The 22,597-nt window shown below is 59.8% G+C and carries 19 protein-coding genes and 2 pseudogenes; 14 read left to right on the forward strand and 7 right to left on the reverse strand.

Annotation, left to right across the window (positions count from 1 at the left end; genetic code table 11):
• Positions 1 to 500: pseudogene (locus GAO09_RS15330) on the reverse strand (NAD(P)/FAD-dependent oxidoreductase); the annotation flags it as partial.
• 160 nt (positions 501 to 660) lie between these two features.
• Positions 661 to 849 (reverse strand): annotated as a pseudogene (locus tag GAO09_RS30555) (FAD-dependent oxidoreductase); the annotation flags it as partial.
• A 250-nt stretch (positions 850 to 1,099) separates the two neighbouring features.
• On the opposite strand from GAO09_RS30555, the gene GAO09_RS15340 reads away from it, so the two are divergent.
• The 4 genes from GAO09_RS15340 to GAO09_RS15355 all read left to right on the forward strand — a co-directional run bounded on the left by GAO09_RS15340 (position 1,100) and on the right by GAO09_RS15355 (position 3,481).
• Positions 1,100 to 1,888 carry an SDR family oxidoreductase gene (locus GAO09_RS15340; protein ID WP_153354892.1) on the forward strand — a complete coding sequence of 263 codons (789 nt, stop codon included), beginning with the start codon at positions 1,100 to 1,102 and terminating at the stop codon, positions 1,886 to 1,888.
• 192 nt (positions 1,889 to 2,080) lie between these two features.
• Positions 2,081 to 2,767, forward strand: a complete 687-nt coding sequence (locus tag GAO09_RS15345; protein WP_153354893.1) for a hypothetical protein — start codon at positions 2,081 to 2,083, stop codon at positions 2,765 to 2,767.
• A 73-nt stretch (positions 2,768 to 2,840) separates the two neighbouring features.
• Complete coding sequence (locus tag GAO09_RS15350) at positions 2,841 to 3,044, forward strand: hypothetical protein (protein ID WP_153354894.1); 204 nt, start codon at positions 2,841 to 2,843, stop codon at positions 3,042 to 3,044.
• Positions 3,045 to 3,205: 161 nt separating this feature from the next.
• The gene (locus GAO09_RS15355) at positions 3,206 to 3,481 is read left to right on the forward strand and encodes an NINE protein (RefSeq protein ID WP_153354895.1); all 276 of its coding nucleotides are present in this window, start codon (positions 3,206 to 3,208) and stop codon (positions 3,479 to 3,481) included.
• A gap of 8 nt (positions 3,482 to 3,489) precedes the next feature.
• Here GAO09_RS15355 and blaOXA read toward each other — a convergent pair whose 3' ends face one another.
• Complete coding sequence (gene blaOXA / locus GAO09_RS15360) at positions 3,490 to 4,317, reverse strand: class D beta-lactamase (RefSeq protein ID WP_153354896.1); 828 nt, start codon at positions 4,315 to 4,317, stop codon at positions 3,490 to 3,492.
• Positions 4,318 to 4,420: 103 nt separating this feature from the next.
• Between blaOXA and GAO09_RS15365 the strand changes: the two genes are divergently transcribed.
• The 5 genes from GAO09_RS15365 (at position 4,421) to GAO09_RS15385 (ending at position 8,432) form a co-directional block, all read left to right on the forward strand.
• A complete protein-coding gene (locus GAO09_RS15365; protein ID WP_153354897.1) occupies positions 4,421 to 5,296 on the forward strand; it encodes a LysR family transcriptional regulator in 876 nt (291 codons plus the stop codon).
• 150 nt (positions 5,297 to 5,446) lie between these two features.
• The gene (locus GAO09_RS15370) at positions 5,447 to 6,739 is read left to right on the forward strand and encodes an Hsp70 family protein (RefSeq protein ID WP_153354898.1); all 1,293 of its coding nucleotides are present in this window, start codon (positions 5,447 to 5,449) and stop codon (positions 6,737 to 6,739) included.
• A gap of 72 nt (positions 6,740 to 6,811) precedes the next feature.
• Complete coding sequence (locus tag GAO09_RS15375) at positions 6,812 to 7,717, forward strand: uracil-DNA glycosylase (protein WP_153354899.1); 906 nt, start codon at positions 6,812 to 6,814, stop codon at positions 7,715 to 7,717.
• A gap of 148 nt (positions 7,718 to 7,865) precedes the next feature.
• A complete protein-coding gene (locus GAO09_RS15380) occupies positions 7,866 to 8,057 on the forward strand; it encodes a hypothetical protein (RefSeq protein WP_153354900.1) in 192 nt (63 codons plus the stop codon).
• A gap of 234 nt (positions 8,058 to 8,291) precedes the next feature.
• Entirely contained in the window at positions 8,292 to 8,432 is a 141-nt protein-coding gene (locus GAO09_RS15385) for a hypothetical protein (protein WP_153354901.1), read from the forward strand.
• Between the two features lie 95 nt (positions 8,433 to 8,527).
• Here GAO09_RS15385 and GAO09_RS15390 read toward each other — a convergent pair whose 3' ends face one another.
• Positions 8,528 to 9,769 (reverse strand): ABC transporter substrate-binding protein, encoded by a 1,242-nt coding sequence (locus GAO09_RS15390; RefSeq protein WP_153354902.1) that lies wholly within the window; start codon positions 9,767 to 9,769, stop codon positions 8,528 to 8,530.
• A gap of 302 nt (positions 9,770 to 10,071) precedes the next feature.
• Here GAO09_RS15390 and GAO09_RS15395 point away from each other — a divergent pair, with 302 nt between their 5' ends.
• Positions 10,072 to 10,815, forward strand: a complete 744-nt coding sequence (locus GAO09_RS15395) for a FadR/GntR family transcriptional regulator (protein WP_153354903.1) — start codon at positions 10,072 to 10,074, stop codon at positions 10,813 to 10,815.
• 3 nt (positions 10,816 to 10,818) lie between these two features.
• On the opposite strand, the gene GAO09_RS15400 is transcribed toward GAO09_RS15395, so the two are convergent.
• Positions 10,819 to 11,754 (reverse strand): DMT family transporter, encoded by a 936-nt coding sequence (locus tag GAO09_RS15400; protein WP_153354904.1) that lies wholly within the window; start codon positions 11,752 to 11,754, stop codon positions 10,819 to 10,821.
• Positions 11,755 to 11,905: 151 nt separating this feature from the next.
• Here GAO09_RS15400 and GAO09_RS15405 point away from each other — a divergent pair, with 151 nt between their 5' ends.
• Complete coding sequence (locus GAO09_RS15405) at positions 11,906 to 12,313, forward strand: hypothetical protein (protein ID WP_153354905.1); 408 nt, start codon at positions 11,906 to 11,908, stop codon at positions 12,311 to 12,313.
• Between the two features lie 194 nt (positions 12,314 to 12,507).
• A complete protein-coding gene (pepN, locus tag GAO09_RS15410; protein ID WP_153354906.1) occupies positions 12,508 to 15,150 on the forward strand; it encodes an aminopeptidase N in 2,643 nt (880 codons plus the stop codon).
• A 62-nt stretch (positions 15,151 to 15,212) separates the two neighbouring features.
• Here pepN and GAO09_RS15415 read toward each other — a convergent pair whose 3' ends face one another.
• On the reverse strand, positions 15,213 to 15,764 hold the full coding sequence (locus GAO09_RS15415) for a TetR/AcrR family transcriptional regulator (RefSeq protein WP_324185446.1): 552 nt from the start codon (positions 15,762 to 15,764) through the stop codon (positions 15,213 to 15,215).
• 108 nt (positions 15,765 to 15,872) lie between these two features.
• On the opposite strand from GAO09_RS15415, the gene GAO09_RS15420 reads away from it, so the two are divergent.
• Together GAO09_RS15420 and GAO09_RS15425 are read left to right on the forward strand one after the other, a co-directional pair.
• Positions 15,873 to 17,060 (forward strand): MFS transporter, encoded by a 1,188-nt coding sequence (locus tag GAO09_RS15420; protein ID WP_153354908.1) that lies wholly within the window; start codon positions 15,873 to 15,875, stop codon positions 17,058 to 17,060.
• Positions 17,061 to 17,223: 163 nt separating this feature from the next.
• The gene (locus GAO09_RS15425) at positions 17,224 to 19,572 is read left to right on the forward strand and encodes a PAS domain-containing sensor histidine kinase (RefSeq protein ID WP_153354909.1); all 2,349 of its coding nucleotides are present in this window, start codon (positions 17,224 to 17,226) and stop codon (positions 19,570 to 19,572) included.
• A gap of 5 nt (positions 19,573 to 19,577) precedes the next feature.
• On the opposite strand, the gene GAO09_RS15430 is transcribed toward GAO09_RS15425, so the two are convergent.
• On the reverse strand, positions 19,578 to 22,529 hold the full coding sequence (locus tag GAO09_RS15430; RefSeq protein ID WP_153354910.1) for a bifunctional [glutamine synthetase] adenylyltransferase/[glutamine synthetase]-adenylyl-L-tyrosine phosphorylase: 2,952 nt from the start codon (positions 22,527 to 22,529) through the stop codon (positions 19,578 to 19,580).
• Positions 22,530 to 22,597: the final 68 nt, after the last annotated feature.

A 22,597-nucleotide genomic window follows, 5' to 3' on the forward strand; every position in this document is an offset into this window, starting at 1 on the left:
TTGTGGTTCTCCGGCTTGACCTGCCAGAGTTCCTTGATGCCGATGCCGAATTTCTGGACATCGCGATCCCTGGAGAGGTCAAACTTTTCGATCAGCTGTTTGGCGAGCGATCCCCGCACACCCTCGCCGATCAGCGTGTATTTGCCCAAAAGCTCCATGCCGCGGGTAAAATTGGGCCCCGGCGTGCCGTCCTTCTCGATGCCCATGTCGCCGGTGGCAACACCACGCACCGCGCCGTTTTCATCGTAGAGAACTTCGGCTGCGGCAAAACCGGGATAGATCTCGACGCCAAGGCTTTCCGCCTTTTCAGCCAACCAGCGACAGACGTTTCCGAGCGAAACGATATAGTTGCCGTGATTGTTCATCAAAGGCGGCATCAGCATGTTGGGAAGGCGGATCGAACCGGCGGGGCCGAGCAGCATGAAATGGTCGGCGGTCACCTCGGTCTTGAAGGGGTGCCCCTCCTCCTCGCGCCAACCGGGCAGAAGCGCATCGATGCCGGAAGGATCGACCACGATTCATCAAAGGCGGCATCAGCATGTTGGGAAGGCGGATCGAACCGGCGGGGCCGAGCAGCATGAAATGGTCGGCGGTGACCTCGGTCTTGAAGGGGTGCCCCTCCTCCTCGCGCCAACCGGGCAGAAGCGCATCGATGCCGGAAGGATCGACCACGGCACCCGACAGGATATGCGCGCCGACCTCGGCGCCCTTTTCGAGAACGACAACCGACAGATCCGGGTTGATCTGCTTCAGGCGGATCGCAGCCGACAGGCCAGACGGACCGGCACCGACGATGACAACGTCGAATTCCATCATCTCCCGTTCGGGAAGCTCGGTCGCATCGGTCATGTCTCGTTCCCTTTTTTCTCATTCGCCACATGGTATGTGGTCGTTTTCTTTGACAAAAGCCGCAAGCCTTGTCGACCCAGGAAAGCGACGCAGGCCGTGCGTTTTCCGGCATGCGGCATCACACCATATTACGTTTACGTTCACGTAATACAAAACTCAAGAGACTGCGACCAAGTTCCCTTTGCCTGATCCGATCCCCTGCCTATAACTGCAGCACGCTCTTTGAAGGCGAACCGAAAGGAACAGCGAAATGGATCTCGGAATTTCCGGCAAGCGCGCCCTTGTGCTCGCCTCCTCGCGCGGCCTTGGGCTGGGCATCGCAACGGCTCTGGCGCGCGAAGGCGCGAATGTTCTTCTGGTCGGCCGTTCGGGTGACAAGCTCGCGGAAAACTGCAAGGCCATCAACGCCGAGGGCAAGGGCAAGGCCGACTGGGTGTGGGGTGATCTGTCGGATGAAAATTTCGTAGAAGCCATGATCACCGCCGTCAGGGAAAAACTCGGTGGCATCGATATTCTCGTCAACAATACCGGCGGCCCGACGCCGGGCGTCGCCACCGAGATGACCATCGACAAGCTGTCCACCTTCTTCGAGACCATGGTCCTGAAGGTAATTACCCTCACCAATGCACTGCTGCCGCAAATGCAGGAACAGGGCTGGGGTCGCATCCTCACCGTCGCCTCATCCGGCGTGTTCGAGCCGATCCCGAACCTCGCGCTTTCCAACACGCTGCGCTCGGCACTGGTTGGCTGGAACAAGACACTGTCCACGGAAGTCGCCAATACCGGCGTCACCGCCAACATGCTGCTGCCGGGCCGCATCCATACCGATCGCATCGATGAGCTGGACGGCGCCAATGCCAAACGTCAGGGCAAGTCGGTGGAGGAAATCCGCGCCGCTTCGCTGAGGACGATCCCGTCTGGTCGCCTCGGCAAGGTCGAGGAATTTGCAGCCGCCGGCGCCTTCCTGTGCTCGGAACCGGCAAGCTATATCACCGGCACGACACTACGGGTGGATGGCGGCGCGGCCAAATCTATCTGAAGGTAAATTACGATAGATTATCGTAAAAACATCGAAACGCCCCGAGAAATACTGTGGCGCCGAACAAAAAACATGCTCGGCGCCATACAAAACAAGCACACTTCAAGTTTTACTTTAATTGCACTTCGTCAATTGATGATGGCTAAATCCGCATAATCTAATGGCTTTCCGATTATTCGATCGGAGACGATTATGCTTGAAGAACTCTTCGGAGGAGGAAAGTCCTCTCCTCCGCCCAGCAACAATAACAATACCCAGCCGACAACGCAGCCGTCGTCGCCACCAACTGCATCAGAACCGACATCGGGCACGACCGAACCGGTCGATGACGAAACGGCGGAAGACGACATGGTGGTCGATCATGATGACGGCACTTATTCTCCGGCTCCTGTAACCGACGAAAACACCCCGGAAGAGGTGGAGAGCGAAGTGCCGGCCGACGAGCCGGTCGCCTCGGAACCGGTCAACGCCGACGAAGGTGAGGAAACGGATGACGAGAACGACAGCGTGTCGCCCTCGCCGGTTGCGACGACACCTGCGCAGCCGGCGCCTTCCAACAGCGAAACCGTTGCACCCGTTCAGCCGGAAGCGGTCGTTGACGACATCGCCGCAGCACCGGCCGCGACCAGGGCCGATCCCGTCACGCGCATCACCGATCTGATTGCCACTTATGAAAAGCTGCTGTCGGAACCCACAGCAGATGAAAACGGGGAAGCCCGTACACGTGCGATGGAACTGGCGCAAAACCGCGTTCTCACCAGCCTGATCGACAATCTGTCGGCCTCTGATGCCCAAGCAGCTCGCGCGCCGCTGGATGAAGATACCGAGACCGATCAGGTCTCGTTGATCACCAAGTATTATGCCGAGGCCGGTCGCTGACCCGCTTCATTTCAGGCATGACGAAAACAGGGCCGCATTATACGATGCGGCCCTGTTGATAAAGGAGAAGACCATGCGCCTTGCCAGACTGTTGCTGACAATCATCGGAGCGCTTGCGGTTTTGATGGGCCTGATCTGGATCGGCCAGGGCACGGGCATCTTCCCTTACCCCGCTTCCAGCTTCATGATCAATCAATCGCCATGGATCCTGCGCGGCGCCATTGTCGCGGTCATCGGCGCCGCGATAGTATGGGCGGCTCGGCGCCTGCTGCGCTGACAGACAATTTTTGACGTCGCCGATTTTAATCCGGACGGCATCAGTTTTTCAGCGTCGGGAAACGATGGCATGATGAACGACGAAAATGCCGAGACGCCGCCAGACCCGGAGAGCGGCCGCAGCCACCGCAAGGTCCAATCTACGAACGGGCCTACAAGTCGATGTGGACCGCCTATCTTCTTGCCCTGTGTGGTGGCGCCGGTGGCTTCGGCCTGCACCGTTTCTATCTCGGTTATCATTGCACAGCGCTGATGATGATGGGCCTCACGGCCGGCGCCATTCTGCTACCGATGATCGGCATACACAGCGTGACCCTGACCTGGTGGGTCGCCACCCTGTGGGTGATTCTTGATCTCTTTCTCATTCCCGGCATGACGCGAAAGCGCAACGTCGAGATCGCGGCCGAAATCGACCGCGAGCTCGCCAACAGAAACTGAGATGCGGCTTAGCGCTTGTCGACGATCTTCGGCAGATCGCGGATCATGCTGTCGCGCACGGTAAAGCTGATCGGCTTATCGGTGTGACGTTTCGTATCCACCAGCAGGCGCGCGAAGATGACCGATCGCTGCTGGCCATGCGCCCAGCCGACGAACCAGCCGATCGGGCGGTTCGGATCCGACTTTCCGGTACTGTTGCGCATGCTGCCGGAGCCGGTTTTGCCGACGATATGCCAGTCGGCATTGCCCTTGAAGGTCGGTGCGGCGTTTTTCGTCTTTTCAACCGCCTCTGCCGAAATCGGCAATTGACCGTCGAGAAAACGCTTCAGAAACGCCACCTGCTCGTCAGGCGAAATTTTTAAAGACGACATCAGCCAGGATTCCGTCAGGCCGTCCGTGCCGCCCGGTCCGCCGGACACATCCATGTTGCCATAACCGAAATCGCGCACGTATTTGCCGAAAGCGTCCCGGCCAAGCTTGCGGGTAATCTCCTGCGAATACCAGACGATCGAATCCGACAGCCAGATGCTTGGCATCGTGTCCTTCTGCTCACGCTTGGACCGATTGTATTCGGCTTTATATTGCCATAGCGGGGCATTCGCATTCTTCAGGATAGCCGCGTCATATCCCATCATGGCCAAAGGCAACTTGAAGGTCGATTGCGGATAAAATTGCTGGTCGCAGGTGCCCTTGCGCAGGATCGTCTCGCCGCTCTTGGCATCGATGATAAGAGTGCATTCCACCTTTTCGGCGGCAGATGCACTGGAAAAACTGGTCAAAGCAGCGGCGAGGCCGAGGGATGCGGCCACAAGGCATGATCGTCTGAAAATCGTCATCAAAACTGTCTCCGTTTTGTTCGTGGCATTTCTACGATCCGTTGCGAGCCCCAATCAAACGATGATATCTGCTGCGAGCCATCAATTTTTCTAGGCCTTGCTCATGGTTCGCCCGCATCTGCCGCTTAACGCCCTGCGTGCCTTCGAGGCCGCTGCCCGCCACCTCAGTTTTACTCGCGCTGCCATTGAACTGTGTGTCACGCAGGCCGCCGTCAGCCATCAGGTGAAGCTGCTGGAAGAACGTATCGGCGTGACGCTTTTCCGCCGCCTGCCGCGCGGATTGATGATCACCGAGGAAGGGCTGGCCATGCTGCCGATCCTGCAGGAATCGTTCGATCGGATGGCCGGCATGCTCGACCGTTTCGAAGGCGGCCATCTGCGCGAGGTGCTGACTGTCGGCGCCGTCGGCACTTTCACCGTCGGCTGGCTTTTAGCCCGGCTCGATGATTTTGCCGAACACCACCCCTTCATCGACATCCGGCTTTCCACCAACAATAACCGCGTCGATATCGCCGCGGAAGGACTGGATTATTCGATCCGCTTCGGCAATGGAGCGTGGCATGACATCGATGCCGAACCGCTGTTCGAAACGCCGCTTTCGGCGCTCTGCCTTCCCTCCATCGCGCGGGACCTGAAGGGCCCGGAAGACATCATCCAGCAGCGGCTCTTGCGTTCCTATCGCGCCGACGAATGGCCAGGCTGGTTTGCACAAGCGGGCATCACCGCTCCACCGATCCGCGGCCCGGTTTTCGACAGTTCGATCCTGATGGTGGATGCCGCCATGCAGGGGTTTGGCGTGGCCTTGGCGCCGCCACTGATGTTTTCCCGCCAGATCACCGCCGGCAATCTCGTACAGCCTTTCGACATCACCGTATCGCGTGGAAGATACTGGCTGACGCGGCTGAAATCCCGGATGGTGACGCCCGCCATGCAGGCGTTTCGCACATGGCTTCTGCAACACGTCGCTGCGACCAACTGACAACCGTCAAACTTGCCGTCGCGACTTGCCATCCGTCCGCCCCTGTGGCATCAGGCGCGCTCTCGATTTTCGGCCGCCGCCAAGGCGTGGCCTTTTCGTTCGGGGAAATCCCCGTTCCATTCATTTCTGACGGTTTTTAGGAGCACGACCATGTCACGGGCGCTCGGGCTTGATTTCGGCACGACCAATACTGTTCTCGCATTGTCTGAGGACGGTGCCACCACCAATTCCATGTCGTTCACCAGCAGTGCCGGCACGACGGATTCGATGCGCACCGCGCTCTCCTTCATGAAGGATGCGCAGCTTGGCGCGCAGGCGCTGAAGGTAGAGGCCGGACAGGCGGCCATCCGCCAGTTCATCGACAACCCGGGTGACGCGCGTTTCCTGCAGTCGATCAAGACCTTTGCCGCAAGCCCGCTCTTTCAGGGCACGCTGGTTTTTGCCCGCCGTCATTCTTTCGAAGACCTGATGGAAGTGTTTTTGAACCGTCTGAAGTTTTATGCGGACGGTCAGTGGCCCTCGGATATTTCCCGCCTCGTCGCCGGCCGTCCGGTACATTTCGCCGGTGCCAACCCGGATCCGGCGCTTGCGACAGAGCGCTATAACGCGGCACTCACTCGCCTGGGTTTCCCGGAAATCCATTACGTCTACGAACCGGTCGCGGCCGCTTATTACTTTGCCCAGACGCTGAAGAGCGATGCCAATGTTCTGGTCGCCGACTTCGGCGGCGGCACCACCGACTATTCACTGATCCGGTTCGAACGCATCGCCGGCAAGCTGAAAGCCACCCCGATCGGCCATTCCGGCGTCGGTATCGCCGGCGACCATTTTGACGCAAAGATGGTCGACCAGCTGGTGGCCCCGGAAATCGGCAAGGGCACGCATTTCAAGAGTTTCGACAAGCTGCTGGACGTGCCGGCCGGTTATTACGCCAATTTCTCGCGCTGGAACCAGCTGTCGATCTTCAAGACCACCCGCGAATTCACCGACCTGAAATCGCTGGTGCGCTCGGCCACCGACCCGGACAAGCTGGAACTGTTCATCGACCTCGTTGAGCACGATGAAGGGTATCCGCTCTATCAGGCGATCTCGGCCACCAAGATGGCGCTGTCCGCCGCAGAGGAAGCCGAGTTCCACTTCTCACCACTCGGCAAGGCCGGCCACAAGACGGTCAAGCGCAGCGATTTCGAAAGCTGGATCGCCGACGACCTTTCCAAGATCGAAGGCGCGCTCGATGACGTGCTGACCAAGACCAACACCTCCGCCGATCAGGTCGACAAGGTGTTTCTGACCGGCGGCACATCCTTCGTCCCGGCCGTGCGCAAGATCTTCACGCAGCGTTTTGATGCTTCCAAGATCGAAAGCGGCGGCGAACTCCTGTCGATCGCCCACGGCCTGGCACTGATCGGTGAAAGCGGTGATGTCGGAGAATGGTCGGCGTAAAAGCCGGACATTCCGGGTATAGCCCCGGCAGGGCGGTTCCCACCTGCGGCGATCATGCTATAGGGTAACGCCATGAACGCCAGCGCCAGCCATCTCGATCCCGCAGAGCTTGCCGCCCTTCTGCATTTTTATGCGGATGCGGGCGTCGAGTGGATGCTGGAAGACGAGCCGGTCGATCGCATTGCCGAGTTCGCGCAGCAGCAGGCGGCACGCGCCAATCGTCAGCCGCAACAGGCACCGGCCGTAGCGCAACAGCCACAGCAACAGGGTGACGGCATCGCCGCCCCTCAGCAGGCTTCTCCGCAGGGCAAGGTCCTGCCCGGCCGTGCGCCGCCGCCACCGCGTCCGTCTAGCACGCCGGTCGCCATTCCCGACGATCAGGCGATTGCCGCCGCCCGTTTTGCCGCCGACAGCGCCCGTTCACTCGATGAGTTGAAGGTGGCGATGGAAGCATTTGGCAGCTGCAATCTCAAACACGGCGCCCGTTCGACCGTTTTTGCCAGCGGCAACCCCTCCTCCGGCATCATGGTCATCGGTCCGATGCCGAATGCCGACGACGATCGCGACGGCATGCCGTTTTCGGGCCGCCAGGGGCAGATGCTCGATCGCATGCTGGCCGCCATCGGCCTCACGCGCGAGACTGTGCTCTTGGCCAATGCCGTTCCGTGGCGGCCGCCGGGCAACCGCACACCCTCGCCCGCCGAAATGGAAATCTGCCGCCCCTTCATCGAGCGCCAGATCGCCCTTGCCGAACCTAAGCTGATGCTTTTACTCGGCAACTTTACCGCTAAATGCCTGATCGGTGGCGATGCGTCGATCTTTTCCATGCGCGGTTCGTGGCGCGATGTCACCATCGGCGGCACGACCGTCCCAGCGCTCACCAGCCTGCACCCGCAGGATCTCATGGCTGCCCCTGCAAACAAGGCACTTGCATGGCAAGACCTGCTCGTTTTCAAGGCACGGCTGACCGATATCTAGTCAAAAATACAATCGATTAAAGAAATATGACAAAAGCCATGCAGAAGTCGCATGGCTGCACGGCTTTTGCGTGCATTGCGAAAATCGCGCTGCACTGCGATATATTGATCATGTCTTGGGAGGAAATCTGGTTTAAGGAACCAAGGCAATGACCACGAACACCCGCCCGATCCATTCGGGTTTTGAAAGCCTCCAGTTTGCCGGCCTATCGGCTCGCACGACAGAGGGCTACCATCATTTCGGCTCGGCTACCAACGAGCAGCTGACGGCCGCCGGCTTTGCCCGCCGTGGCATGCTGACCCGTCCGACCGCCGTTTTTGCGGATTTCCGCGAGCGTTGATTTTTTGTGGCGGTCAGACCGCCGATCAATTCTGGTTCGCAGTCATGGCGTCAGGTCCTTTTGATCTGGCGCATATCGCGTTCTCAACAACGCGTCATAGTTGCGAACGCATACCCTGCCTTACCGCTTCAAGGGTCGAGCTTCTCCCCTGCGGAACGGTGCGGCACATTTAGAATATCAGCGCGTTCATCCTGCGCCCCTTTGGACGCCGGCGCGTTTTAGGGAGTCATGACGATGAAAATGAGCATTCATCCCCTGCGTTCGCTGCGCGAAAGCCTGCGCGATATCGGCACTGCCATCAACGCCTCGCGCCAATACACGCGCTCGACCCGCAGCAAAAGAGCCCCGCAATCCGACGCCGGCATTCATTTCTAAGCCCGGCAACGGCGGGCTGCCACAGATAGCGTCCTCCTGAAACAGGGCGGCCATCGTGGCCACCCTGTTTCCGATACGAGCAGATGTTGCGGGCCTTATTGGCTCAATCGGGCTGCAGCGTCGTGCATGTCTTTCAGGCCGTCCTCGATGCTGACATTTTCCGTCATGATCATATCATGCGTGCGGTCGAGGATCAGGTTCAGTTGCGGCGCGTTCATCACCACTGGGAGCTGCAGATAGGTCTTGGGCGATTGCAGCGCGCCACGGCTGGTTTCATCCTTCGGGAAACCATCAAGGCCCGCGATCTGCTCGGCCATGGCCTTGTCCAGCGCTGACGGCAGGGTGCCGGTCGAAGCGATGATCCTGGCACCTTCCGGCCCAGCCACCCATTCGACGAAATCCAGTGCCTCCCGCTTGTGGCGGGAATTCCGGTTGATGCCAAGCGATGTAATCTGCGACGCGGTAGTTCCGGGTTCGACGCCCTCGGCATGCGGCAAAGATGCGATCGCCCAGCTTTTGCTGCGCGCCTCGCCGTTCTTCACCTTTTCGATCAGAGTTGCGATGAACCAGGAGCCCATCGGCATCATCGCTGCCTGTCCGTTGAAAAACGGACCGGAATAATGCGTTGCCGACGTCTTTAATGCCGCATAGGTCTGGACGGTACCGTCCTCCTGCATCTTCAGTGCCTGCTCGTACCATGGCGCCAGAAAATTGAAGTCGCCGCTGACCAGCGAGTTCTTTCCGTCAAGCGTTCCAAATACCTGCACAAGTGTCGCCCAGGTATGGGTATGCGCGCCATACACCTTCTTGACGCCGAACCCTTGCGTCAGTTCCTCGGCCTTTTTGTAATAGGCGTCCCAAGTCATGTCATTGGTCGGATAGTCGACACCGGCCGCGTCGAACAGGTCCTTGTTATAATAAAGCAGCCACCGGTCGGTTCTGAACGGCAATCCGTAGAAACTTCCATCCACTGTCAGCGCTTTTGTGTCCGGCGTATCGACAGGCTCCTTCAGCGCCGTCGTCAGATTTTCGAGCGTGTTGGCGCGCACCAGCTGGATATAGTTCGGCACGTCCTTAATCTGGATGATGTCGAGATTGGTGGCGCCACCCGAAAGCTGGGTCATGACCATCTGGCCATAATCCGCAGAACCGAGATCGGTATGCTCTATCGTGATGTTCGGGTTCTTCTTTTCATAGGCCTCGATCAACGGCTTGTAATAGGCGACGCTGGACCAATCCCAGAGCGCCCAGTTCAAGGTCACCTTTTCCTGCGCCACGGCGGAAAACGGCGCCATGCCCATCACGGCGGCAAGCAAACCCATTGAAAATCTGCGCATTCACGACCCTCCCAGTCATTTTTCAACAATAAGAACGCAACCGGCGCTGACCACCTCCTCCGCAGCCACACAAGCGTCAAACTTGTCATCTTCTTGTTGCTGAAATACCAACATGCTTGTGATAAGCTGTCAAGCTGGACTGGGCGGGCACGGCTTCACATCTGCGCGCGCAGGTCATCCTCCATCGGTTGCAGATTTCCGTTGCAGAACATCCGCAGTCACGATCATGCCGTTGTGGAAACGCTCGAATTTCGGCCGGTTTGCTTATACGCTTGTCCGGTTCGCATCCTGAGGCACATGACATGGACCATTTCGATCTGCGACCACGAGATACATTGGCCGAGCGTATCGAAAGCCAATTGCGCGGCGCGATTGCCGGCGGCACCTTTCAGGTTGGCGACAAGCTGCCGAGCGAAGCGCAGCTGACCGAGGCGTTCTGCGCAAGCCGGACAGTCGTGCGTCAGGCGCTTGCGGCGCTTCGGCGGGCCGGGCTGGTCGAAGCACGTCAGGGCGCCGGCGTGTTTGTCGTGGCGCATACGCCGCCGGCCGCATCGAAGCCCGCCATCGAACACCTGCATCTGGCCTCGTCGCTTGAAATCCTCGAGATCCGCACGCCGGTCGAAATTGCCGCGGCCGGGCTGGCAGCAGCGCGTAGATCACCAGCGCAGGAAGAACAGCTATTCGAGCTGCACGCGGAATTTCTCACATGCATGCGCGACGGCACGCCTGCGCGCGAGGCGGATTACCATCTGCACCTTGCCATCGCGCAGGCCGCCGGCAATCCGCAATTTGTCCGCTTCCTGCGGGAATTCGGCCAGGCGACCATTCCGAGAGTAAAAATCGTACCCGAGAACAATGGCGAAGCGCAGCGCAAATATCTTGAGCTGCTTGCGACCGAACACAACGCGGTCATTCTTGCGATCTCCCAGCGCGACCCTCAAGCCGCCGAAGAGGCGATGCGCCGGCACCTGCATGGTAGCCAGATGCGTCATCGCGCCCTGCTTCAGGAAGGCGCCGGTGAACTGCCGCGGATACCGGCGCGCTGATTGTCACGACGGCGGCGTTGCCTTGCGGGCAGCCTTGCGTTCCAGCCCCAACTGGTGTTCGCGGTAGATGATGAAAATGCCGGCCGACACCGTGATCGCCGTGCCGATCAGCATGGTGATGGTCGGAATATCGCCGAACAGGATGAAGGCGATGACGATGCCGAGCAGGATCGACGTGTAGTCGAACGGCGCCACGGTGGAGACATCGGCATTGCGATAGGCCTCGGTCAGCAGCAACTGGCCTACCCCGCCACAGAAGCCGGAGCCGATCAGAAACACCGCCGGCCAGAACGTCAAATCCGACCAGCCGAACGGAATGGTCACCAGCGAAAAAATCGCCCCCGACAGCGAGAAATAAAGGACGATGGTGGAGGTCTTTTCGGTGCTGACCAGCTGCCGCGTCTGGATCATCGCGAAACCGGCGAGGAAAGACGACATCAGAACCGAAGCAGCCCCGACCGCCTGCGCGTTGCCGAAGCCGCCATCGTCGAACATTGTCAGTTTCGGCCAGGAAATGATCATCACCCCGAAAATGCCGATGGCCACCGCCGACCAGCGATAGACACGCACCTTCTCTTTCAGGAAAATGGCGGCGCAGATGACGCCCATCAGCGGCGAGGCATAACCGATGGCAATCGCATCCGGCAGCGGCAACAACACAAGGCCGTAGAAACCGAAGCCCATTGACGCGATACCGAGAAAACCGCGCTTGAAATGGCCGAACAGATTGTTGGTGTGGAAGGAGGCGCGCAGATCGCTGCTGATGGCAAGGTAAGCCATGATCGGCACCAGCGCGAAGGCGGAGCGGAAAAACGTCACCTGCCCCGCCTCGACGTCGGGACCAGCGGCCTTGATGCACGTCTGCATGCCGAGAAAGGCGACAACGGAAAAGAGTTTCAACGCGATCCCCTTGAGGGGATTGACCGCTTCGGGCGCCATTTCGCACTCGTTTTGAAGGCAGCCGGAGAAACCGCCTGCATGAAATTGAAATATCAGTTGGTATGCCAATCAATGTGGCCAAAAAGAGTTCACATCTTCTTACGAGAACGTGATCTAGCTAACGGCAGTCAATATTTGGGAAATATCATTTGTGAAGCCGGACGCTGACCTGAACGCGGTGATCCCCTTCGGGAAATACGATCATTGGCTTCGCCTGTCCGCAGAGGTGTTCGACGCCATCGGCATTCAGACTTCGGAAACAAGAATAAGTGTCAACATGAGTCCCGTTCTTGAGTTATACTGCAAAGGACGGAAGGATGGCGTTATTGTTAAAACCATCCCGCTGTTCTCGAATGCCCTCGAACCGGCACTGATCGTGGTGATCGAAGCAAATCCGCAGGCACACCGGGCTTTAATGACAAAAATCAAAAAAGATTTTGGTGAGCGCGTGCTGTTTGAGGCGTCGGACTATGATTGGCCGGATGGGGCGACGGAGATATTGACCCATTACAACACACCGGAATTGGTGTTGAACAACGGCCAGATCATCAAGATATAGCCTTGGCTCGCAGCAGCGGGAGCCGGGCGCCATCATAGATTAGCAAGTGCGTAGCAATACACGCGACATGTAACATTTTGACGCGATGTTCCAGAACTTTAGCAATCGTTCAGCTTTGGCTGCCATTATCCCGGCAACTCTTGGCTAAATCCAAGAAACCCGCCTTTTAATATTTGCTATTTCCAGGAAAGATCATGCGCACAGACACGGGTCAGATCGTCAATCTGGCAGACTACCGCCCCACTGACTTTGTTCTTGAACGCGTCGATCTGACCTTTGAACTGGATCCGACCAATACCAAGGTCGATGCGCGCCTGATCTTCCATCGTCGCGAAGGCGTCGATCTCAAGGCGCCGCTGGTTCTCGATGGCGACGAGCTGAAGCTGTCGGGCCTGCTGTTCGACCAGCGCGAAGTGCCGGCCAGCCAGTATGATGCCACCCCGGAACTCCTGACGATCCGTGACCTGCCGGCCGAAGCGCCGTTCGAGATCACCGTCACCACCTATATCAACCCGGAAGCCAATACGCAGCTGATGGGTCTTTACCGCACCAACGGCATCTATTGCACCCAGTGCGAGGCCGAGGGTTTTCGTCGCATCACCTATTTCCCGGACCGTCCGGACGTTCTGGCGCCCTATACGATCACCATCATCGGCGACAAGGCGGCCAACCCGGTCATGCTGTCCAACGGCAACTTTCTGGGTGGCGCCGGTTACGACGAAGGCCGCGCCTTTGCCGCATGGTTCGATCCGCATCCGAAGCCGAGCTATCTCTTCGCGCTGGTTGCCGGTGATCTCGGTGTCATCGAAGACAAGTTCGTCACCATGTCGGAGCGTGAAGTCACGCTGAAGATCTATGTCGAACACGGCAAGGAAGACCGCGCGTCTTATGCCATGGATGCGCTCAAGCGCTCCATGAAGTGGGACGAGGAACGCTTTGGCCGCGAATACGATCTCGACATCTTTCAGATCGTCGCCGTCTCCGACTTCAACATGGGCGCCATGGAGAACAAGGGCCTCAACGTCTTCAACGACAAATACGTTCTGGCCGATCCGGCAACCGCCACTGACCAGGATTACGCAAATATCGAGGCGATCATCGCCCACGAATATTTTCACAACTGGACCGGCAACCGCATCACCTGCCGCGACTGGTTCCAGCTGTGCCTGAAGGAAGGTCTCACGGTCTATCGCGACCACGAGTTTTCCGCAGACATGCGTTCGCGTCCAGTCAAGCGTATTGCCGAAGTGCGCCACCTGAAATCGGAACAGTTCCCGGAAGATGCAGGACCGCTTGCCCATCCGGTGCGCCCGACGGTCTATCGCGAGATCAACAATTTCTACACGACGACCGTCTACGAAAAGGGATCGGAAGTCACCCGCATGATCGCAACGCTCTTGGGCGCCGATGGCTTCAAGGCGGGCATGGACCTCTATTTTGAACGTCATGACGGCGATGCCGCCACGGTTGAAAATTTTGTAAAATGCTTCGAGGATGCCAACGGTCGCGATCTGTCGCAGTTCTCGCGCTGGTACCATCAGGCCGGCACACCGCTCGTGTCCGTTTCCACCGCCTATGAAGCGGACAAGTTCACGCTGACGCTCGAACAGACGGTCCCGGCCACACCCGGCCAGACGACCAAGGAGCCGATGCATATCCCGCTCTCGTTTGCGCTGATCCTCGACAACGGTTCGATTGCCGAACCGGCATCGGTTTCGGGCGGCGAAGTGACCGGCGACGTGCTGCACCTCACCGAACGCAGCCAGACTTTTGTCTTTACCGGCATTTCCTCGCGCCCGGTCCTGTCGCTCAACCGCTCTTTCTCGGCGCCGATCAACCTGTCCTTCGATCAGACGACCGAAGATCTGGTGCATATCGCCCGCCACGACAGCGACCTCTTCTCGCGCTGGCAGGCACTGACCGACCTCGCTCTGCCGAACCTGATCAAGGCAACCAGCGACGCCCGTGACGGCAAGCCGGTCACCTGCGATCAGGCGTTCATCGCAGCGCTTCTCGAAGCCACCGCAGACACCAAGCTGGAGCCGGCCTTCCGTGCTCAGGCGCTGGCGCTGCCAAGCGAATCCGATATCGCTCGCGAACTCGGCTGCAACAACAATCCCGACGCCATCCATGACGGTCGTCAGGCCGTGCTGGCTCTGATCGCCGAGGCCGGCCGTGACACCTTCCTGTCACTGACGGAAGAGATGCGCATCGAAGGCGCGTTCACGCCGGATGCGGCAAGTGCCGGCAAGCGTGCATTGCGCAATTCGGCGCTGGGTTATCTTGCGCTCGCCGAAAACACTCCTGCCCGTGCAGCCGAAGCCTTTGCCAAGGCCGACAACATGACGGACCTCGCCCAGGCGTTGACGCTGCTTGCTCACCGCTTCCCGGATTCCACCGAGGCCAAGGACGCGCTCGACACCTTTGCCAAGCGTTTTGCCGACAATCCGCTTGTCATCGACAAATGGTTCCTGATCCAGGCGACCATCCCGGGCGAAGACGCACTTGCCCGCGTCAAGGCACTGATGGAGAACGAGAGGTTCAACGCCAGCAACCCGAACCGCGTGCGGTCGCTGGTCGGCGCATTCGCCTTCTCCAACGCCACCGGCTTCAATCGCGCCGATGGCGAGGGTTATGGCTTCCTCGCCACTCAGATCCTCGCGATCGACCCGAAAAACCCGCAGCTGGCGGCGCGTATCCTCACCTCGATGCGCTCCTGGCGCTCGCTGGAATCGGCCCGCGCCGACCATGCCCGCGATGCCCTGATGGAAATCGAGCGCGCACCGCAGCTCTCCACCGATGTCCGCGACATCGTCGAGCGCATGCTGAAGGCCTGATCGGCCAGCAGATCGGAATGAAATCGACGCCGGGGCATGTCCCCGGCGTTTTTCATTTGTCGCTACGCCTTGAGGAAACGTGCGATCAGGCCGCGGCAATAGTCCGCCGACGGCTCACGGTCGCCGAACAGGATATGGTAGACGATCGGCGCGATGATCAGGTCGATCGCCAGCTCGACATCGAGATCGGCCTCTCCACGTGCGGCGGCCCTCGCCCGCAGGGTTTCCAGATGCTGGGTGGTGAAGCCGCAGCACTTGATCGCCGCCGTGTTGCCGCCCGACAGCACATCGGTCAGCATGTCCCGGCCCACTTTGGACGACATTTCCTCGGCATATTGCAGGATGAAAGCTTCGAGATCGCTTTTCATCGCGCCGGTGTCGTCCGGATCCGATATCGGTCTCATATGCGCCACCGCCACATCCGCCAGAAGATCGGCAAGATCACCCCAACGACGATAGATGGTCGAGGGCGTTACGCCCGCTTTTTCGGCAATCATCGGCACGGTGATGTCGGCACGGTCCATGCCCGTCAGCAGATCTTGCACGGCGCGATGCACCTCCCCCTGGATACGGGCACTGCGTCCACCCTGCCGGATCATTTCCTTGGCCATCACATTCTCCGCTGCACATGACAGCATCTCACCTTAACGCAAATATATTGCATTAAGACCACAATTCCACTACGTCACCTTAACGCAAATTATTAGCGTTAAGGTGATCCCATGTCTGATCCGCTTCCCGCCTCGACCCGCATGACGGCCTACAGCTTCGTTTTCGCCGTGGTGATTTCCGCCACCAGCAGCGCGCCGACACCGCTTTATCATCTCTATCAGCAGGTTTTCCAGCTTTCGCCGGGCACGGTGACACTGATTTTCGGCGTCTACGCCTTTTCGCTTCTCGCCGCCCTGCTTGTGTTCGGTAGCCTTTCCGACCATCTCGGCCGTCGCCCGCTGATCCTGCTGTCGCTGCTGCTCAATGCTGCCGCTCTTGCCCTGTTCGCCATGGCGGACAATGCCGGCATGTTGATTGCGGCACGCATCGTGCAGGGTCTTGCCACCGGTATCGCCTTGCCGACCTTCGGCGCCACCATCCTGGATGGCGGCTCGCGGCACGGGCCGCTTATCAACAGCATCACCGCCTTCATCGGGCTTTTCCTCGGCACACTCGTCGGCGGGGCAATGGTTACCTATGTGCCGCATCCCATGCAGGCCATCTATCTCCTGCTTCTGGTGATGACGCTTGCAGGCATGGCAGGCCTTGCCCTGATGCCGGAAACCACGCAACGCCGGCCCGGCGCTGTGGCTGCCCTGGCACCCAATGTGCATGTCCCGCATCAGGCGCGTACCGCCCTCCTCAAGGTCAGCCCGGTCAATATTGCCTGCTGGTCACTCGGGGGGCTTTATCTTTCGCTGATGCCGTCTCCGGTCGCCGTCACCACCGGTATCCGCTCGCCTTTCGTCGGCGCCGCGGTCGTATCGACGCTGATGCTGAGCGCCACCGCCTCGGTCTTCCTGTTTCGGGCGCTGGCACCCCGACGAGCTTTGTTGATCGCAACAAGCGGTCTTATGGCCGGTGTCGTCGTCTCGCTTATCGGCATAGAACAGCAGACCGTGCCGCTGCTCTTCCTCGGCACCGCCATTGCCGGTCTCGGCTTCGGATCGATCTTTTCCAACGTGCTGAAAATCGTCATGCCGCTGGCCGAAGCACATCAGCGTGCCGGTCTGTTCGCCGCGTTTCTGGTGGAAAGTTATCTCGCCTTTTCCATTCCAGCCATCCTCGCCGGCCTCGCGGCACCGGTTTTTGGCCTGCCGATGACCGCTTATGTCTACGGCGCGGCGATCCTCGCTCTCGCGATGATCTCGCTGACCGCCGCCTGTGGCGATCTGCACGTCCCATCGGGCACGTCTTGAAGACGCGGCCGCGGCAACTGATTGATTCTCGCAAAACCGCAACGGAATCAATTCGTTAAAAATTTGTTACCAACCCTCTGGACATGAAGAATCACTAATGATTCACTGCTCGTCATTCGCAAGCGGCATTGCGAATCACCACGAGGGATAACCAACGGTCACTATGGCGAACGTGCAGCGGGCAACCGCAGCCGATGAGCGGCTGCGTCTCAAATTTCCTGTTTTCGCGGCTCTCCGCAGCGCCCTTTCGGGCGGTGGCCTTTCCCTGCGCCCCATTCTTTCCAGTCGTATTCCCCGCGCGGAGCTGTTTCTGAAGCGCTCCATCCCGCTTTTGATCATGGCCTTCCTGATGGTCATCGCCGCCTCGCGCCTGCTGGCCCTGGTGTCGGAACACGACCGTCTGCAGGGTGCGTCGCGCGAAACCACGCGACTCGTCGCGGCCACCGCCAGCGCCGCCTTTGCCGGCAATGCCCAGAGTTTTACGGCCAGCGATCGCGCCGCTGCCGAAGCCCGGCTGTTTGCCTTCCTGCCAAAGGATCGGTTCGAGCCGGGCGCCTCTATCATGTTCGTCAATGCATCGGGCACGATCTTCGGCGGCTCGGCAGGCGCGACACACTATATCGGTCGTCGTCTCGATACGCTCCTGCCGGAAACCGCGACCGTGCGCCGTTTCGACGATCAGGACGGCATCATCGAGACCGTCTTCGACGACATGCCGCTTTACGCCGCCATCCGCCCGGTCGGCACCGATGGGAGCCTGATCATCTCGGCCCAGTCGCTGGTCGAGGCCAATGCGCTGTGGCGCCAGCAGGTGTCGCTCAACGTCACTTTGTTTGCCGGCATTTCCGCCATTCTGCTGATCGTGCTGTATGCCTATTACATGCAGGTCAAGCGCGCCCGCGATGCCGACGATATCTTTCTCGAATCCAACCTGCGCGTCGAGACCGCTCTGTCCCGCGGTCGCTGCGGTCTGTGGGATTTCGACCTGCCCAATCGTCGGCTCTACTGGTCGCGGTCCATGTATGAAATGCTCGGGCTGCCACCCGGCGATAACATGCTGTCCTTCTCGGATGCCGCCCGCATGATGCATCCCGCAGACGGCAACCTGTTTGCGCTCGCCCGCGCCGTCGGCCGCGGCAATGCCAAGCAGATCGATCAGGTTTTTCGCATGCGCCATGCCGCCGGGCACTATGTCTGGATGCGCGCACGTGCACAGGTCATGGAAACCGGACAGGGCAAAACCCATGTCATCGGCATCGCCATGGATGTTACCGAACAGCATCGCCTTGCCCAGCGTTATGCCGAGGCCGACCAGCGTCTGGCCGATGCGATCGAATGCACTTCGGAAGCGTTTGTCTTGTGGGACAAGAACGACCGTCTCGTCATGTGCAACGAGCATTACCAACAGGCTTACGGCCTTCCCGACAACGTCCTCGTGCCCGGTACCGAGCGCAGCAAGCTGATGCTTGCCGCCGCCCGCCCGGTGGTGGAGCGTCGCGTCGCCGATCCCGATATCAGCGGCTTTTCGCGCACCACCGAAGTGCAGCTTGCAGATGGCCGCTGGCTACAGATCAACGAGCGCCGCACCCGCGATGGCGGCATGGTTTCGGTCGGCACCGACATCTCGCTTCTCAAGCGCAACCAGGAACGCCTGCGCGAAAGCGAACGCCGCCTGATGGCAACGATCGGCGACCTCTCCTCCTCGCAGAAGAAGCTGGAGCGCCAGAAAGCAGAGCTTTCCATGGCCAACAGCAATTATCAGGCCGAAAAGGACCGCGCCGAGGCCGCCAACAAGGCGAAATCCGAATTCCTGGCCAATATGAGCCACGAGTTGCGCACGCCGCTCAACGCCATTCTCGGCTTCTCCGAGGTTCTGGTAAACGGCATGTTCGGTCCTGTCGGTTCACCGAAATACAGCGAATACGCCCGAGACATCCACGACAGCGGCAAACACCTCCTGAACGTCATCAACGACATTCTCGACATGTCGAAGATCGAGGCGGGTCACATGATGGTGCAGGCCGAGCGCATGGATCTGACGCCGCTGATCGAGGAAAGCTTGCGTCTGACCGCCATTCTCGCCCAGGAAAAAGGCGTCAGCTTCAACCACCGCCTCGCCGACGGCCTCTCCATGGTGGGCGACCGCCGCGCCATGAAACAGATCCTGCTCAACCTTTTGTCCAATGCGGTGAAATTTACCGACAAGGGCGGCCATGTGGAGCTGCGCGCGCATCGCACCGACAAGGGCCTGATGCTGACGATCGCCGATACCGGCATCGGTATTCCCAAGGCGGCGATGAACAAGATCGGCCAGCCCTTCGAACAGGTTCAGAGCCAGTATGCGAAGAGCAAGGGCGGCTCGGGCCTCGGGCTTGCCATCTCCCGCTCGCTGGTGGCCCTGCATGGCGGCCGCATGCGCATCCGCTCACGCATGGCCAAGGGCACGGTCGTATCCCTGTTCATCCCGCACCGGAAACTGCCGGCATTGCCGATGCAGAAACGGGCTGGATGAGCCGATCAGGCCGATACCACTCTCCCGAAAATCTCCCGCCCAGCCTTTGACAACCGCTTCACCTCGCCCTCCAGTGTCTTCAGATCCGGGCAATCTCCCGCCCGGCACAACTGCTCAATCAACCCCTGCGGTGCCTCGCGCGGATTGAAATCGCCGTCGATGCACAGGCGCACAGTCTGCGACAAAGCCGTAAACAGGATGAGCGCCTCCAGTGCCGTATCGAGATCGCCCGGCGCCATCATTTTATCGCCCAGCGCCTTCAGCGCCTGCGCCGTGCTCATGCCACCAGTATCCACCTCGACACCGCGCGCCAGCGCGATCAGCTGCAGATATTGCGCAATGAACTCAATATCGACGAGCCCGCCGGCAATCAGCTTGAAATCCCAGATATCCTTCGGCGGTTTTTCCTGGGTGATCAGCGCCCGCATCTCGGCCACCTCCGATGTCACCTTGCCAACATCGCGTTTCTGCCCCAGCACTTCGTCCATGACCACATCCGCCTGGGCACGCAAACTGTCGTCGCCGCAGATCACCCGCGCCCGTGTCAGAGCCAGATGTTCCCAAGTCCAGGCCTCCTCACGCTGGTATTTGCCGAATGCGTTGATGCGTGTCGCCACCGGCCCCTTGTTCCCGGAGGGGCGCAGGCGCAAATCCACTTCGAAGACGATGCCTTCCGCTGTCGGCGCCGAAAGGGCCGCGATCAACCGCTGCGTCAGTCGCGAGAAATAGCGCATGGAATCGAGCGGTTTCGGTCCGGACGATTCCTCGGCGCTGTCGTCGTAATCATAGAGCAAAATGATATCGACATCGGAGCCCGCAGTCAGTTCAAAGCTGCCGAGCTTGCCCATGCCGAGCACGATCACCCGACCGCCCGGATATTGTCCGTGCGCCGTCTCCATTTCACGGATCACCGCCGCCAGCGCCTGTTCGATCAGAAGATCGGCCAGCTCGGAAAAACCACGCGCCGCCACCTCCGCCGAAATCGCCCCGGTCAACAGCCGCACGCCGATCAGAAAACGCTGTTCGGCTGCAAAGATGCGCAACCGGTCCAGCACATCCTCATGATGGCTGGAACTGCTCAGAAAGTTTCCAAGACGCCCCTTCATGTCCGCCTTGGTCGGCATTTCCGTCATCAGCCGCGGATCGAGCAGGCCGTCAAACACATGCGGGCGCGCGGCAATGATATCGGCCAGACGCGGCGCGGAAGACAGGATGGTGACGAGCAGCGACAGAATGGCGGGATTGCTTCCCAGAAGCGAAAACAGCTGGATGCCGGCAGGCAGGCCGCTCAGAAAGCTGTCGAAGCGCAAGAGAACATCATCCGGTCTCTTGCCGGCAGCAAAGGCCTGCAAAAGGTCGGGCATCAGCGCCGTCAGCCGTTCGCGTGCCTCTGCCGACTGCATGGCGCGATATCGTCCGGCGTACCAGCCGCGGATCACGCCGGACATGACGGATGGTCGCTCGAAACCGAGTTTGTCCAGATAGTCCAGCGTCTTCGCGTCGTCCTGTCCGGCGGCAAACACCAGCGAAACCTTGCCCTCGCCACCTTCCGGTTCCTTCTCGAACAGGCGGGCATAACAACGTTCGACCGTGCGCAGCACCGTGTCCATGCGGGCGGAAAACGCGGCCGTGTCGGCAAACCCCATCATCAGCGCAATGCGCTTCAGCTCGGCTTCCGTGGTCGGCAGTTTGTGGCTCTGTTCGTCGCGCACCATCTGGATACGGTGCTCCACATCGCGCAGGAACCAGTAGGCTGCCGTCAGTTCGCGCTCTACCACCGGCGTGATCCAGCGCGCCTGCGCCAGTGCCGAAAGCGTCTCGTCGGTGCGGCGTGAGCGCAGATCCGTCATCCGCCCACCGGCGATCAACTGCTGCGTCTGCACGAAAAACTCGATCTCGCGAATGCCGCCACGCCCGAGCTTTACGTCATGGCCCTTCACGGCAATGTCGCCATATCCCTTGTGCGCATGGATCTGCCGCTTGATGCCGTGAATGTCGGCGATGGCCGCATAGTCGAGATATTTGCGGAATACAAAAGGCTGCAGCTGTTTGAGAAAAAGCGTACCGGCCGCGATATCGCCGGCCACCGGCCGCGCCTTGATATAGGCGGCACGTTCCCAGTTCTGGCCCCGGCCCTCGTAATAGATCATCGCCGCATCCATGGAGACGGCCAACGGCGTCGAACCTGGATCGGGCCGCAGCCGCAGGTCGGTGCGAAAGACGTATCCCTCGCCGGTGCGCTCCTGCAGGATCCGCACCAGCCGGCGCATCATCCGCCCATAGGTTTCCGACGCATCCAGCGGATCGGGCAGCGTACCGCTATCCACGTCGAAAAACACGACGACATCGATATCGGAGGAATAATTGAGTTCGCCGGCACCGTGCTTGCCCATGCCGATCACGGCAAGACCGCTGCCACCGCTCGGTTCGTTCGGATCGGCCAGTTTCAGCTTGCCGCTGCCATGCGCATTCAGGAGAAGATGATCGATCGCCGCCGCCACCGCCGCATCGGCCAGTGCCGTCAGCCAGCGTGTCGTGTCAAAGGCGGAGAACAGCCGCGCCAGATCGGCGATTGCGATGACAAAAGCCGCCTCGCGCTTGGCGCGTCGCAATGCGACCATCACCTCGGCTTCGGAAGGAACGGTGCCCCCCTTACCCGGACGCCAGCAATTGCGAGCACGCGCGACAATGCTATCCAAAAGCGGCTCCAGCGGTTCGCTGGTGGCGTCGGAGAGAATGGAGGGGGTTATCACCGCCGTCTCGCGCAGATAAGGCGACAGGCTGAAGACCGAAACCACGAAATCCCTGAGCGGCGTCTCCTCCGCCATCAGCGTCGCGATGGCCGGCTCAGCCGCCGCCATCTCCTTCAGCGCCGTCATGGCCGCCTTGGCCTCGGTCTTGTTGAACGGCCTTATGACATCCGCGTTGACGGCATCAAGCCGCTTTTCGTTCGTCATGGTCACTCCTCCTCACCTGTCTTGCCTGCAAGCTCTAACCCGACACGCAGATTTGAGGAAGCACATCT

It is taken from the genome of Endobacterium cereale (assembly GCF_009617585.1).
GTDB lineage: Bacteria > Pseudomonadota > Alphaproteobacteria > Rhizobiales > Rhizobiaceae > Neorhizobium > Neorhizobium cereale.